Annotated in this window: 13 protein-coding genes; 4 read left to right on the plus strand and 9 right to left on the minus strand. The window is 67.0% G+C overall.

The window, feature by feature from the left end; all coding sequences use genetic code 11:
• Positions 1 to 7: 7 nt before the first annotated feature.
• On the minus strand, positions 8 to 457 hold the full coding sequence (locus tag LPA45_RS12560) for a GatB/YqeY domain-containing protein (RefSeq protein WP_317924158.1): 450 nt from the start codon (positions 455 to 457) through the stop codon (positions 8 to 10).
• Positions 458 to 710: 253 nt separating this feature from the next.
• Entirely contained in the window at positions 711 to 1,970 is a 1,260-nt protein-coding gene (locus tag LPA45_RS12565) for an NAD(P)/FAD-dependent oxidoreductase (protein ID WP_317924156.1), read from the minus strand.
• A gap of 156 nt (positions 1,971 to 2,126) precedes the next feature.
• Between LPA45_RS12565 and tsaD the strand changes: the two genes are divergently transcribed.
• Positions 2,127 to 3,161, plus strand: coding sequence for a tRNA (adenosine(37)-N6)-threonylcarbamoyltransferase complex transferase subunit TsaD (tsaD, locus tag LPA45_RS12570; RefSeq protein ID WP_317924155.1), 1,035 nt, complete (start codon positions 2,127 to 2,129; stop codon positions 3,159 to 3,161).
• A 77-nt stretch (positions 3,162 to 3,238) separates the two neighbouring features.
• Here tsaD and folE2 read toward each other — a convergent pair whose 3' ends face one another.
• The 4 genes from folE2 to LPA45_RS12590 all read right to left on the minus strand — a co-directional run bounded on the left by folE2 (position 3,239) and on the right by LPA45_RS12590 (position 7,442).
• A complete protein-coding gene (gene folE2, locus LPA45_RS12575) occupies positions 3,239 to 4,042 on the minus strand; it encodes a GTP cyclohydrolase FolE2 (protein ID WP_317924153.1) in 804 nt (267 codons plus the stop codon).
• Between the two features lie 256 nt (positions 4,043 to 4,298).
• Positions 4,299 to 6,215 carry a 1-deoxy-D-xylulose-5-phosphate synthase gene (gene dxs, locus LPA45_RS12580; RefSeq protein ID WP_317924152.1) on the minus strand — a complete coding sequence of 639 codons (1,917 nt, stop codon included), beginning with the start codon at positions 6,213 to 6,215 and terminating at the stop codon, positions 4,299 to 4,301.
• A gap of 43 nt (positions 6,216 to 6,258) precedes the next feature.
• Entirely contained in the window at positions 6,259 to 7,143 is an 885-nt protein-coding gene (locus tag LPA45_RS12585; RefSeq protein WP_317924151.1) for a polyprenyl synthetase family protein, read from the minus strand.
• Positions 7,140 to 7,442 carry an exodeoxyribonuclease VII small subunit gene (locus LPA45_RS12590; protein ID WP_317924150.1) on the minus strand — a complete coding sequence of 101 codons (303 nt, stop codon included), beginning with the start codon at positions 7,440 to 7,442 and terminating at the stop codon, positions 7,140 to 7,142. The genes LPA45_RS12585 and LPA45_RS12590 overlap by 4 nt, the downstream gene beginning before the upstream one ends.
• A gap of 391 nt (positions 7,443 to 7,833) precedes the next feature.
• On the opposite strand from LPA45_RS12590, the gene LPA45_RS12595 reads away from it, so the two are divergent.
• The 3 genes from LPA45_RS12595 (at position 7,834) to LPA45_RS12605 (ending at position 10,964) form a co-directional block, all read left to right on the plus strand.
• Complete coding sequence (locus LPA45_RS12595) at positions 7,834 to 8,937, plus strand: aromatic ring-hydroxylating dioxygenase subunit alpha (RefSeq protein WP_116320864.1); 1,104 nt, start codon at positions 7,834 to 7,836, stop codon at positions 8,935 to 8,937.
• A gap of 193 nt (positions 8,938 to 9,130) precedes the next feature.
• A complete protein-coding gene (locus LPA45_RS12600; protein WP_317924149.1) occupies positions 9,131 to 10,054 on the plus strand; it encodes a DMT family transporter in 924 nt (307 codons plus the stop codon).
• 52 nt (positions 10,055 to 10,106) lie between these two features.
• Positions 10,107 to 10,964: a sulfurtransferase gene (locus tag LPA45_RS12605; protein ID WP_317924148.1), complete on the plus strand. Its 858-nt coding sequence runs from the start codon at positions 10,107 to 10,109 to the stop codon at positions 10,962 to 10,964.
• 13 nt (positions 10,965 to 10,977) lie between these two features.
• Here the strand turns inward: LPA45_RS12605 and LPA45_RS12610 are convergent, their stop codons facing one another.
• From LPA45_RS12610 to LPA45_RS12620, 3 genes are all read right to left on the minus strand, one after another.
• On the minus strand, positions 10,978 to 11,790 hold the full coding sequence (locus tag LPA45_RS12610; protein WP_233528196.1) for a ZIP family metal transporter: 813 nt from the start codon (positions 11,788 to 11,790) through the stop codon (positions 10,978 to 10,980).
• A gap of 214 nt (positions 11,791 to 12,004) precedes the next feature.
• On the minus strand, positions 12,005 to 12,883 hold the full coding sequence (locus tag LPA45_RS12615; protein WP_317924147.1) for a dienelactone hydrolase family protein: 879 nt from the start codon (positions 12,881 to 12,883) through the stop codon (positions 12,005 to 12,007).
• A gap of 111 nt (positions 12,884 to 12,994) precedes the next feature.
• Positions 12,995 to 14,320: an NAD(P)/FAD-dependent oxidoreductase gene (locus tag LPA45_RS12620; protein ID WP_317924146.1), complete on the minus strand. Its 1,326-nt coding sequence runs from the start codon at positions 14,318 to 14,320 to the stop codon at positions 12,995 to 12,997.
• Positions 14,321 to 14,480: the final 160 nt, after the last annotated feature.

Raw genomic sequence — 14,480 nt, forward strand, 5'->3', positions numbered from 1 at the left:
TCAACACTTACTTCGGAGCCAGCGCTGCCTTGACCAGCGCCGACACGGCAGTCATGTCCGCACGGCCGGCGAGCTTGCCCTTGAGCACGCCCATGACCTTGCCCATATCCTGCGGGCCGGCGGCACCGGTGGCGGTTACCGCCTGCTGGACCTCGGCGGCGACTTCGGCCTCGGACAGCGCGGCAGGCATATAGATCTTCAGCACCTCGACTTCGGCCAGTTCCTTGTCGGCCAGGTCGTTGCGGCCGGCCTGCTGGAACTGGGAGATCGAGTCCTTGCGTTGCTTGATCAGCTTCTCGACCACGGCCAGCACGGCGGTATCGTCAAGCTCCGTGCGCTCGTCGACCTCGCGTTGCTTGATCGCGGCCAGCAGCAGGCGGATGGTGCCGAGGCGCTCCGCTTCGCGGGCGCGCATGGCGTTCTTCATGTCTTCGCTGATACGGGCTTTGAGGGACATCGTGATCTTCCAGAAAGTGGGCGGACACTCACAGGTGGCGGCGGGAGCCGCTCGCTGCAAGGCCCATAACGCAAAAACCCGCCGAAGCGTGCGCCACAGCGGGTTGGTGCAAGCGCAAGGCCCGGTCAGTACAGCTTCGATTTTCGGGATAGCGGCTTTACGAAGCTCTGGATTGTAGCACCAAGCCCGGAGCCCGGAAGTGGCGCGCAGCGGACACTGGAAAAACGACGCCCTGGCTCAAACAGACCGGCGCTCAGGCCACTGACTGCCCCGCGGCGGCGCTGCGGCTGGCCTCCGCTACCGCCTTGCCCGCCGCAACGGCAGACGCCCAGGCCCATTGGAAGTTGTAGCCGCCCAGCCAGCCGGTGACATCGACCACTTCGCCAATGAAGTAGAGCCCTGGCACCTCGCGCGCCATCATCGTCGCCGAGGACAGCGCGCGCGTATCGACACCGCCGATCGTCACCTCGGCCTTGCGATAGCCTTCGGTGCCAGACGGCACGATGCGCCAGTCGTTGAGCGATGCGCCAAGCTTGCGCAGCGCCTTGTCCGTGACATCGTGCAGCGGCATGGTGGCATCGACGCCGGCGGCCGCGCACCACGCGTCGGCCAGCCGCGACGGCAACCGCTGCGCCAGCAGGTTGCCGAGGTGCTTGCGGCTGCCGCCCTTCTGCTCCAGCAGCCAGTCCGCCGCGTCTTCGCCGTCGAACAGGTCGATGGCGATCGGCGTGCCGGGCTTCCAGTAGCTCGAAATCTGCAGTACCGCCGGGCCGGACAGCCCGCGGTGGGTCCACAGCAGGTCTTCGCGGAACGCGCCGGCCGTCTTGCCATTGCCGGTGGCGATATCCACTTCCAGCGACACGCCGGCCAGCGGTGCGAACGGGGCCCAGTCCTTGCCGTCGAAGGTCAGCGGCACCAGCGCCGGCCGGGTTTCAACGATGCCCAGCCCGAACTGGCGCGCGATGCGGTAGCCGAAGTCGGTGGCGCCGATCTTGGGGATCGACAGCCCCCCGGTGGCGACCACCAGCGCGCCAGCGCGCACCGTGCCGGTGGAGGTCAATAACAGGAAGTCATCGCCCTCGCGGCGGATTTCCGTCACCGAGCAGCCGGCCTGCCAACGTACGCGGCCGGTGTCGCATTCGGCGCGCAGCATGGCGATCACGTCTTCGGCGCTGTCATTGCAGAACAGCTGGCCGCGATGCTTTTCATGCCAGGCGATGCCGTGGCGGCGCATCAGGTCGAGGAAGTCCGGTGGCGTGTAGCGGGCCAGTGCCGAACGGCAGAAATGAGGATTGGACGACAGGTAGTTGGCCGGACCCGCCTGCAGGTTGGTGAAGTTGCAGCGGCCACCGCCGGAGATGCGGATTTTCTCGGCCAGTTTGGTGGCGTGATCGACCAGCACCACGCTGGCGCCGTTCTGGCCGGCGACGGCGGCGCACATCATGCCGGCCGCGCCCGCGCCCAGCACGGCCACGTCATACCGGCCCATCCGGGTTCCCGTCGCCCCGCTCATTGCTTGCCTCGCCAATCCATCTGTTGCCACCGCTCAAGAAAGGGCAGATTGTAGCGAAAAGCACGCGCCGCGCCGGTGTGCTACCCTGCGCGCTTCCTGCAACCTGTTGTTTCAACGGCCGTTTCGCCCGTTGCGGCGGCCTTCAGCTTCTTCCTCATGCTTGTCCTCGGCATCGAATCTTCCTGCGACGAAACCGGGCTGGCCCTCTATGACACCGAGGCCGGCCTGCTGGCGCATGCACTGCATTCGCAGATCGCCATGCACCGCGACTATGGTGGCGTGGTCCCCGAACTCGCCTCGCGCGACCATATCCGCCGTGTGCTGCCGTTGCTCGAACAGGTGCTGGCCGACGCCGGCCGCACCCGCAAGGACATCGACGCCATCGCCTTTACCCAGGGCCCGGGCCTTGCCGGCGCGCTGCTGGTCGGCGCCTCGGTGGCCAATGCGCTGGGCTTCGCGCTGAATGTGCCGATGGTAGGCGTCCACCACCTGGAGGGCCACCTGCTGTCGCCGCTGCTGACGCGCGAGCCGCCGCCGTTCCCGTTCGTGGCGCTGCTGGTGTCGGGCGGGCATACCCAGCTGATGGATGTGCGCGGCGTCGGCGACTACACGCTGCTGGGCGAGACCCTGGACGATGCCGCTGGCGAGGCCTTCGACAAGACCGCCAAGCTGCTCGGCCTGGGTTATCCCGGCGGGCCGGAAGTGTCGCGGCTGGCCGAGTTCGGCACGCCTGGCGCATTCGCACTGCCACGGCCGATGCTGCATTCGGGCAACCTCGATTTTTCCTTCGCGGGGCTGAAGACCGCGGTGCTGACGCAAACCCGCAAGCTGTCCAATACCTGCGAGCAGGATCGGGCCAACCTGGCGCGGGCCTTTGTCGATGCGATTGTCGATGTGCTGGCGGCCAAGTCGTTCGCGGCGCTGAAGCAGACCGGCCACAAGCGGCTGGTGGTGGCGGGCGGCGTCGGTGCCAACCGCCAGTTGCGCGAGCGGCTGGACCAGCTCGGCAGGCAACGCAGGATCGACGTCTATTACCCGGACCTGGCGTTCTGCACCGATAACGGCGCGATGATTGCGTTTGCCGGCGCGATGCGCTTGCAGGCCGCGCCGGAACTGGCCCGGCGCGAGTATGGCTATGGCGTGACGCCGAGGTGGGACCTGGCGGATATCCGGCTGCCGTCCGCGGCCTGACAGTTTTCTCGCCAAAGAAAAAGCCACCGCATGCGGTGGCTTTTTCATATCAGCGACGGTTTCCGCAACCGAGGGGATCAGTTCACCCGCTTGTCCCGCTCGATCACCGCATACGCGCTGTGGTTGTGGATCGACTCGAAGTTCTCCGCCTCCAGCACATAGGCCACGATACGGTCATCCGCATTCAGCCGCATCGCGATGTCGCGCACCAGGTCTTCGACGAACTTGGGGTTCTCGTACGCACGCTCGGTGACAAACTTCTCGTCGGGACGCTTGAGCAGCCCCCACAGTTCGCACGACGCCTCTTCCTCGGCCATGCGCACCAGCGCTTCCACCGGCAGCTCTTCGGCCAGCTCCACGTCCATCGTGATGTGCGAGCGCTGGTTATGCGCGCCGTACTGCGAGATCTTCTTCGAGCACGGGCACAGGCTGGTCACCGGCACCATCGCCTTCAGGAACACGCGCGTCTGGCCGTTGCGCACTTCTCCGGTCAGCGTGACCTCGTAGTCCAGCAGCGACTGCACGCCGGACACCGGCGCGATCTTGCTGATGAAATACGGGAAGGTGACCTCGATGCGGCCCGCCTCGGCTTCCAGCTTTTCGAGCATCTTGTCGAGCAGCAGGCGGAAGCTGGCCAGCTCCAGCGGCGCGCGCTCTTCTTCCAGCAGCGCCACGAAACGCGACATATGCGTACCCTTCTGGTCCGCCGGCAGGTGCACGTCGAGGTTAAACGTGCCCACGCTCGGCACGATGCCGGTCGGGGTCTTCAGGGTCACGGGATATCGCACGCCCTTGACACCGACGCGCTGGATGGGGATCTGGCGGGTGTCGAGGCTCGACTGGACGTCGGGCATCACGAAGGCGGGATTGATGTCATTCATCTACGGTTTCCTCCAGGGCTGCGCCAGCGGTTGAGCGATTGGCACAGGTCCTTACGGTCGCGGCATTTTCGCAGTCCATCCAAGCCGCGCAACGAGTGTGAAACCACGGGACCCGGCACTGGGCGCGCCGACCCGCAGCTGCGAACACAAAAAAAGGGGAGTTTAAGGGAATTCGGACGCACTCGTTGCCGAGGGCCGAATCCCCTTAGCCGGCGCGGGTGATCTCAGCCACCCGCCGGGAATACGCCGGCCGCGGTCAGGCTACGCGCGAAGCGACCGTAACCTTGGGCTGGTCCAGGCCAAAGCGCTCGCGCACCGAACGCTCGATGCCGGCCGCATCCAGCCCGCACTGCTGCAGCAGGTAGGCCGGGTCGCCATGGTCGACGAAGCGGTCGGGCAGGCCCAGCACCAGCACCGGGACATCGATGCCGGCTTCGGCCAGCGCTTCGAGCACCGCGCTGCCCGCGCCGCCCATCACGCTGCCCTCTTCCACCGTGACCAGGAAGTCGTTCTCGGCGGCCAGGCGCTTGACCAGCTCCACGTCGAGCGGCTTGACGAAGCGCATGTCGGCGACGGTCGCATCCAGCGCCTCGGCGGCGCCCAGGGCCGGATGCAGCATCGAGCCAAAGGCCAGGAAGCCGACGCGCTGGCCGGCGCGCGCAGCGCCTTCGCGGCGCACCACGCCCTTGCCGACCGGCACGCTGGCCAGTTCGGCGGCAATTGCCGCGCCCGGGCCGGAGCCGCGCGGATAGCGCACCGCGGTCGGGCAATTCTGGTGGAATGCCGTGGTCAGCAACTGGCGGCACTCGTTCTCGTCCGACGGCGTCATCACCATCATGTTGGGGATGCAGCGCAGGTAGGCGATATCGTAGGCACCCGCGTGGGTGGCACCGTCGGCGCCGACCAGGCCGGCGCGGTCCAGCGCGAACACCACCGGCAGGTCCTGCAGCGCCACGTCGTGGATCAGCTGGTCATAGCCGCGCTGCAGGAAGGTCGAGTAGATCGCCACCACCGGCTTCAGGCCTTCGCAGGCCAGGCCGCCGGCGAAGGTCACCGCGTGCTGCTCGGCAATGCCGACATCGTAATAACGATCCGGGAAGCGCTTCTCGAACTCGACCATGCCCGAGCCCTCGCGCATCGCCGGGGTAATGCCAACCAGCCGCTTGTCGGAGGCGGCCATGTCGCACAGCCATTCGCCGAACACCTGGGTGTAGGTCTTGCGCGCCGGCTTGGCCGCCGGGCGGATGCCCTCGGCCGGGTTGAACTTGCCCGGGCCGTGGTACAGGATCGGATCGGCCTCGGCCAGCTTGTAGCCCTGGCCTTTCTTGGTGACCACGTGCAGGAACTGCGGGCCGGCGCCTTCCAGCGCGCGCTCGCGGATGTTCTGCAGCGTCGGCACCAGCGAATTCAGGTCGTGGCCGTCGATCGGGCCGATGTAGTTGAAGCCGAATTCCTCGAACAGCGTCGCCGGCACCATCATGCCCTTGGCGTGCTCCTCGAAGCGCTTGGCGAATTCCAGCACCGGCGGCGCCACCGACAGCACCTTCTCGATGCCTTTCTTGGTGGCCGCATAGAACTGGCCGCTCAAGAGCCGCGCCAGATGGCGATTGAGCGCGCCCACCGGCGGCGAGATCGACATGTCGTTGTCGTTGAGCACCACCACCAGCGGCAGGTCCTTGTACACGCCGGCGTTGTTCAGCGCCTCGAAAGCCATGCCCGCGGTCATGGCGCCGTCGCCGATCACTGCCACCGAGACGCGCTTCTCACCCAGCGTGCGCGCGCCCAGTGCCATGCCCAGCGCGGCCGAGATCGAGGTCGACGAATGCGCGGTGCCGAAGGTGTCGTACTCGCTCTCGCTACGGCGCGGGAAGCCCGAAATACCGCCCCACTGGCGCAGCGTGCCCATGCGCTCGCGGCGCCCGGTCAGGATCTTGTGCGGGTAGCTCTGGTGGCCCACGTCCCACACCACCCGGTCATCGGGGGTGTTGAAGACGTAGTGCAGCGCGATGGTCAGCTCGACCGTGCCGAGGTTCGAAGACAGGTGGCCGCCGGTCTGCGAGACCGACTCCAGCACATAGGCGCGCAGTTCATCCGCCAGCGTCTGGAGCTCGCGCCGGTCGAGCTTGCGCAGGTCTGCGGGGGCGTCAATCTTCTTTAGGAGTGCGTAGGTCATGATTTCCGTTCGGCCGCCGGTTTCTTTCGTCCGGCTCGTCATTTCAGTGTGTGCGCAGCACAATCAGGTCCGCCAGGTCGGCCAGGCGGGCCGCGCGGCTGCCGAAGCCGGCCAGCGCCGCATGCGCCTCGGTGCGCAGCGCCCCGGCCAGGTCCCGCGCCGCTGCCAGCCCCATCAGCGACACATAGGTCGGCTTGTCGTGCGCGGCGTCCTTGCCGGCGGTCTTGCCCAGCGTGGCGGTATCCGCGGTGACGTCCAGAATATCGTCAACTACCTGGAACGCCAATCCCACCGCCGCTGCATACTTGTCCAGCGCGGCCAGCCCGCTGCTGTCGATTTCGCCACACAGCGCGCCCATGCGCACGCTGGCACGCAGCAGCGCACCGGTCTTCATCCGGTGCATGGCCTCGAGCGCGTCGCGCGTCATGGCGCGGCCCACGTTCTGCAGGTCGATCGCCTGGCCGCCGGCCATGCCGGTCGAGCCCGATGCCTGCGCCAGCTCTGCCACCAGCTTCAGCCGTGCCGCGGGCGTCACCGCTTCGGCGCCGGCCAGCACGATGAAGGCCTGGGTCTGCAGCGCGTCGCCCACCAGCAGCGCGGTGGCCTCGTCGTACGCCTTGTGCACGGTGGGCCGGCCGCGGCGCAGGTCGTCGTCGTCCATGCACGGCATGTCGTCGTGCACCAGCGAGTAGGCGTGGATCATCTCCACCGCACAGGCCGCGGCATCGCAGGCGGCGGGGTCGGCCCTGCTGACCTCGCCGGCGGCATGCACCAGCAGCGGCCGCACGCGCTTGCCACCGCTCAGTGCAGCATAGCGCATGGCTTCGTGCAGCGTATGCGGCACGGTGTTGGCATCGGGCAACGCCGCCTGCAGCGCGGCTTCGGTACGAGCGCCCTGCGCCTGCATCCATTGGGCGAAATCGGTCATGCCTCGTCCGCCCCCTGCGCGCCATTGGCCCCGTTGCCTTCGCCGGCGAGCGGCTTCAGCACCTCGCCTTCCAGCACCCTGACCTGCTGCTCCACGCGCTCCAGCTTCTGCTGGCAGTAGCGCACCAGCTCGGCACCGCGTCGGTAAGCCGCCAGCGAGGCCTCGAGCGGCAGTTCGCCGCTCTCCATGCTGGCCACCAGGGTCTCGAGTTCGGCCATCGCCGCTTCATAGGAAGCAGGAGGCGCGGAGGCCGTGGTGGTGTCTTCGGTCTGGACCGCAGCGGTCGTCGTCTTTGGCATGTAGGGCCCTGAGAATATGGCGCCGGGGGAAAACCCGGATGGGGAAGCCCGGATTTTACGCCAAAGCCGGCGCTTGCCCCATCCTTGAGCATGCACGAGTGGACCGCAAAGGAGTGGCAAAGGAGTGCTGTCGGGGCATATGTGACTTGTGCGCTCGGGTCGTCTTTACGAATGCGCCCGGAACGGCACCCCGATGACGACCCGGGTCGACTTTTTCGCTAAAAAGGCAAAAAAATCAGGCCCTTAACTTTTTGGCTCGGGTACAATCCCCCGTTCGCCGCAGGGGTCCCTATGGAATGCTTCCAACCCCCGGCCGTGTTTCCCAAATCGATTCAATTTTCGATGGTTGGGTTGTTCACTGCTTTCACCTGTTCATCTGGGAGTGGGGATAATGTCCAATCTCAGCACCGCGCTTAAGTTGGCGCCGGCTGATACGCAATTGCCCGTCGGCGTCTACTTCGACGAAGCGCTGCACCAACAAGAACTGGAACTGCTGTTCAGGCAAGGTCCGGGCTACGTCGGCCACGAACTGATGGTTCCCGAGGTCGGCGACTACCACACGCTCAAGGCCGAGGACGAGGGCCGCATGCTGGTGCGCAACGCCGCCGGTGTCGAGCTGATGTCCAACGTGTGCCGCCACCGCCAGGCCATCATGCTCAATGGCCGCGGCAACAGGCAGAACATCGTCTGCCCCCTGCACCGCTGGACCTACGACCTCAAGGGCGAACTGCTCGGCGCGCCGCATTTCGACCAGCAACCCTGCCTGCACCTGAAGCGCTCGCCACTGCAGAACTGGAACGGCCTGCTGTTCGACGGCAAGCGCGACGTTCGTGCCGACCTGGCCAGGCTCGGCGTGGCGCAGGACCTGAACTTCGACGGCTACATGCTCGACCACGTCGAGGTGCACGACTGTGACTACAACTGGAAGACCTTTATCGAGGTCTACCTGGAGGACTACCACGTCGTGCCGTTCCACCCGGGGCTCGGCAGCTTTGTCTCGTGCGACGACCTGAAGTGGGAGTTCGGCGAGTGGCACAGCGTGCAGACCGTGGGCCTGCATGCCGGCCTGAAGCGTCCCGGCAGCCCGACGTACCAGAAATGGCACGACGCGGTGCTGCGCTTCAACAACGGCGTGCTGCCCAAGCACGGCGCGATCTGGCTGACCTACTACCCCAACATCATGGTGGAGTGGTACCCGAACGTGCTGGTGATCTCGACGCTGCACCCGCTGGGCCCGCGCAAGACGCGCAATGTGGTGGAGTTCTACTACCCCGAGGAAATCGCGCTGTTCGAGCGCGAGTTCGTCGAGGCCGAGCGTGCCGCCTACATGGAAACCTGCATCGAGGACGACGAGATCGCCGAACGCATGGACGCGGGCCGCCTGGCGCTGATGAAGCGCGGCACCAGCGAGGTCGGGCCGTACCAGTCGCCGATGGAAGATGGCATGCAGCACTTCCACGAGTGGTATCGCCGCGCCATGTCTTACTCTGGCTAATACGCTAATACGCCGGCCAGCGCGATAACCGCACGGCTCGCGCAAAGACGGACCGCCACGGCGGTCCGTTTTGCCTTGCGGCCCGATGTGCGCTGATAGAATCATTGCTCCGCAACGCCGGGCCACCGCGCCTTGCGCACGAGCACGACCCTCGCAACACCTTCCCAGCCCCTTCCCACCTCCCGCCCCCGCCATGCAATCGCTCTGGATGCTGTTCGCCGCCTTCTCGTTCTCCTTGATGGGGGTAGGCGTCAAGCTGGCATCTGACCTGTACACCACGGGCGAGATCGTGTTCTACCGCGGCCTGATCAGCGTGCTCATCATGTGGGTGCTGCTGTCGTCGCGCGGCGTGCCGGTGCGCACGCCGTACATGCTGTCGCATATCAAGCGCAGCGTATTCGGCGTCACCGCGCTGATGCTGTGGTTCACCTCGATCACGCTGCTGCCGCTGGCCACGGCGATGACGCTGAACTACATGTCGCCGGTGTGGATTGCGTTGATCCTTGGTGCCAGCGCGGCCCTGGCCGGCACCGCCGGCAATGCCGACCGGCGCCTGGTGCTGGCGATCCTGCTGTCGTTCGCCGGCGTGATCTGCCTGCTGCAGCCCTCGGTCGGCAAGGACCAGCTCACCGGCGGCCTGGTCGGCCTGATCTCCGGGGTCTTTACCGCACTGGCCTATGTCGAGGTCCGCCAGCTCGGCCAGCTGGGCGAGCCCGAGGGCCGCATCGTGTTCTATTTCTCGCTGGTCGGCATGGTCGCCGGCCTGGTGTGGATGCTGTTCAGCGGGGTCAGCCCGCACACCTGGTATGGCGCGGGCCTGCTGCTGGCTATCGGCATCCTGGCCACGCTGGGCCAGACCGCGATGACCCGCGCGTACAAGCGCGGCAACACCCTGCTGACCGCCAACCTGCAGTATGCCGGCATCGTCTTTTCCAGTATCTGGGGCATGCTGATCTGGTCCGACAAGCTCAACTGGCTGTCGTGGCTGGGCATGGGGCTGATCATCGCCAGCGGTATTGCCACCACGCTGATGCGCGCCCGCCAGGGCACCGACGCCAAGCCGACGCCGGCCACGCCGGTCAAGTCGCCCGAGGCGGAAGTGCATCCCGAGGTGTAGCATCGCATAAGCTTTTCCCCCCTCATGCTTTTTGGCTCGCTACAGGATTCCCATGCAGAAACCGCTGATTTCCGTCACCGCACTGCAGGCGCTGCTGGCCGGCCCGGGCCGCTGCGTCGTGATCGATTGCAGCTTCGACCTGGCCAATCCGGCCGCGGGCCGCGAGGCCTACCACACCGGGCACCTGCCAGGCGCGTTCTACCTGCACCTGGACAACGAGCTGTCGGGGCCCAAGACCGGCTCCAACGGCCGCCACCCGCTGCCCGACGCCGACGACTTCGTCGCCCGGCTGCAGGCGCTGGGCGTGGAAGACGACACCCCGGTGGTGGCCTACGACGCGCAGGGCGGCATGTTCGCCGCGCGCCTGTGGTGGCTGCTGCGCTGGATCGGCCATGACGAGGTCGCCGTGCTCGACGGCGGCGCACAGGCCTGGGTCAAGGCCGGCCTGCCGCTGGAACATGATGCCGCTCCCGAGCCGGAATTCCCCGGCAAGGTCGCGCGCCGCAAGTCGCTGGTGCCGACAGTGGAAGCAGCCGCGCTGCTCGACAACCTGGACCGCGCCGCGCTGCTGGTGGTGGACGCACGCGCGCCCGACCGCTTCCGCGGCGAGAACGAAACGCTGGATCCGGTCGGCGGCCATATCCCGGGCGCGGTGAACCGCTTCTTCAAGGACAACCTCGACGCCGAGGGCCGTTTCAAGTCACCGGAAACGCTGCGAGCGGAATTTGGCGCGGTGCTGGGCCAGCGTGCGCCGGCGCAGGCGGTGATGCAGTGCGGCTCGGGGGTCACGGCCTGCCACAACCTGCTGGCACTGGAAGCGGCCGGCCTGGGCGGCGCGGCGCTCTACCCGGGCTCGTGGAGCGAATGGTGCGCCGACCCGGCGCGCCCGGTGGCGACCGGCGCCGCCTGACGCCAGCGCCCGCTCAGTGCGATGACGCCACCGGCGCGGCGCTGCCGTGCCCGTGGCCGTGCCGCTCGTGCACGCCATTGGTGATAAAGACGATCGCCGAAATCCCCGCCGCCACTAGTACCACCTGGATCGCCGACTCGCGCCAGCGCGGCTTGCGCTGCATCTGCGGCATCAGGTCGCTGACGGCGATATAGAGGAAGCTGCTGGCGGCGATCACCAGCACGTACGGGATCCAGCCGCTCATCTCGTCGAGCAGGAAGTACCCCACCAGGCCGCCGGCGAGGGCGGCCACGCTCGACAGCAGGTTGAAGGCAAAGGCGCGCGCCTTGGAGAACCCGGCGTTGAGCAGCACGATGAAGTCGCCCACTTCCTGCGGGATCTCGTGCGCTGCGATCGCCAGCGCGGTGACCACGCCGATGTGCGGGTCGGCCAGGAAGGCCGCCGCGATCACGATGCCGTCGGCAAAATTGTGGAAGGTATCGCCCACCAGGATGGTCAGGCCGCTGCGCCCCGCCTCCTCGCGGTCATGGCCGTGGTGGTGGTGGTGCCCGTCGCCCTCGTGGTGGTGCGAGTGGCGCAGCAGCGAGATCTTCTCCAGCAGGAAGAAGCCCAGCAGCCCCGCCAGCAGGGTGCCAAACAGCGCACGCGGATCGGCACCGGACTCGAACGCCTCCGGCAGCGAATGCAGCAGCGCGGTGGCGAGCAGCACCCCCACCGAGAAGCTCACCATGCGCTCGACCACGCGGGACGCCACCGTCAGCGACAGCAGCGCCGCCCCGAAGATGCTGCCCACGCCCGAGATCGTGGCGGCGAGCAGGATATACAAAAGCGTCGAATGGATGATGGGCTCCCAGGTGGCGGCGCTGCGGGCCTCTCAGCCATCCCTTACGCAGCTATTTACGCAGGTTAAGCAGCTCCGCCGTTCCGCCCGCATTGCGCCGGGCGGCTAACGCAACAATGTTGCAACAACTCAAAGGCCGCATTGTACGTATCCGCCGGGACTTTGCAATCCTGCTGTCGGCCGGGTCACCCCGAAAGGATCACGCCACGCCGTGCTGCCTGAACCAGGCCAGGCACTTTTGCCAACCGTCCCTGGCGTCCGCCTCGCGGTAGCTCGGACGGTAATCGGCATGGAAGGCGTGGCCCGACTCGGGATAGACGACGAAGCGCGAGGCCTTGGCGGCCGGGTCGGACGAGGCCGCCAGCGCCGCCTTCATCTTCTCCACCTGCTCCAGCGGGATGCCGGTGTCCTTGCCGCCGTACAGGCCGAGCACCGAGGCATGCAACTGGCCGACAAGGTCGATCGGGTTCTTCGGCTTGAGCGGCGTCGGCTCGGGCGACAGCTGGCCGTACCAGGCCACGGCGGCCTTGAGCTGCCGGCTGTGCGCCGCGAACAGCCAGGTGATGCGGCCGCCCCAGCAAAACCCCGTGATGCCGAGCCGCGACACGTCGCCGCCATTGGCGCCGGCCCAGGCCACCGCGGCGTCGAGGTCGCCCATGACCTGCGCGTCCGGGGTCTTAGCGATGACCTCGCGCTGCAGTTCCTGGATGGAGCCGAAGCTCTGCGGGTCGCCTTGGCGCGCAAACAGTTCGGGCGCGATCGCCAGGTAGCCGAGCTTGGCGAAGCGCCGGCAGACATCGGCGATGTATTCGTGCACGCCGAAGATCTCGCTGATGACCAGTACCACCGGCAGGTTCTTCTTGCCTTCCGGCTGGGCGCGGTAGACCGGCATGCTGAAGCCGCCGGACGGAATCGTGACCTCGCCGGCGGTCAGGCCGGCGAAATCGGTCTTGACGGCTTGCTGGGCCATCACCGGCAAGGCGGCGGCGGCAAAGGCGGAACCGAGCGCGGTCTTGACGAAGCCGCGGCGGTCGAAGGTCTGGCCGGGGACGAGGCTTTCTACTTCTGGTTTGAGCATGCGTGTCTCCAGGAACGTTGGTGGCTGGCGCGCCAAAAATCGCCAGCCACCGATTCTAAGCAGACATGACGCTTCGTGCTCATGCTTGCACGGCGCTCTTTCAGTGCAGCTTCAGTGCAGTTTCACCCGCGGGCTGGTCTTGCTGCGCAGCCAGTGCGACACCGTGTCCAGCGCCATGCCGACCGCGCCGTGCAGCGCCATCACGTGCATCCGGTACAGCGAGGTGTACATGACGCGCGCCATCAGCCCCTCGATAAACATCGAGCCGCCGATCAGCCCGCCCATCAGGCTGCCCACCGCGCTGAAGTGGCCCAGCGAAACCAGCGAGCCGAAGTCCTTGAAGCCGAACGACGGCAGCGGCTTGCCTTCGAGCCGTGCGCACAGTGCCTGGTAGAGGAAGGTCGCCTGCTGGTGCGCCGCCTGCGCGCGCGGCGGCACCGAGGTCTGCTTCTCCGGCCACGGGCAGCTGGCGCAGTCGCCGAAGGCGAAGATGTCGGGATCGCCCTCGCTCTGCAGCGTCGGGCCGACCACGATCTGCCCCTGGCGGCTGGTCGGCAGGCCCAGCGTGGCCAGCACCTGCGGCGCGGTAATGCCCGCGGCCCACACTGTCAGGTCAGCATCGATGTTCTTGCCGCTGGCGGTCAGCACCGCCTGCGGCGTGACCTCGGTCACGCGCTCGCTGGTGAAGACATCGACATCGAGCTTCTGCAGCAGCTTGGCGGTCTCGGCCGAGACGCGCTCGGACAAAGCCGGCAAGATGCGCGGGCCGGCCTCGACCACATGGATGCGCACATCGCGGCGCGGGTCGAGGCGGTGCAGCCCGTAGGCGCTGAGCACATGCGCGGTATTGCGCAACTCGGCCGACAGTTCGACGCCGGTGGCGCCGGCGCCGATGATGGCCACGTCCACGCGCGGGCGGCCGTCCTCGCCCATGCGCCCGCGCCCGTTCTGGGCACGCACGCACGCGGCAATCAGGCGCTTGCGGAAGCGTTCCGCCTGCGCCACGGTATCGAGCGCGATGGCATGTTCGGCGGCGCCCGGCACGCCGAAGAAATGGGTGACGCAGCCGATCGCCAGCACCAGCGTGTCATACGGCAGCTCGCGCGCGGGCAGCAGCTCGGCACCGTCCTGGTCGTAGCAGGCCGACACCGCAATGGTCTTGCTGGTGCGGTCGATGCTTGTCAGCTCGCCCTGCTGGAACTCGAAATGGTGCCAGCGCGCCTGTGCCGCGTATTCGAGCTGGTGCGTGTTGGGATCCATGCTGCCGGCGGCAACTTCATGCAGCAGCGGTTTCCAGATGTGGGTGGGCAGGCGGTCCACCAGGACCACTTGCGCCGTTCCCTTCCTGCCGAGCTTGTCGCCCAGCCTGGTTACCAGTTCCAGCCCTCCTGCCCCGCCACCGACAACAACGATGCGGTGCGCCTTTGCTTCTGTCATGGTCTACCCGATGCGTATTGTGAAATCCGTGCCTGAGGCATGGCCACAGTCTGCTGCATTGCAGCATGCATGGCAAGCCGCATAAACCGACTCAGCAGTCGCTTCAATCGATACCACCATGCAGCACCATGCAGCGGCGGGCGGACGTTGTCAGCTCAAC

This window comes from Cupriavidus sp. Agwp_2 (assembly GCF_040784895.1).
In the GTDB taxonomy this organism is placed as follows: domain Bacteria; phylum Pseudomonadota; class Gammaproteobacteria; order Burkholderiales; family Burkholderiaceae; genus Cupriavidus.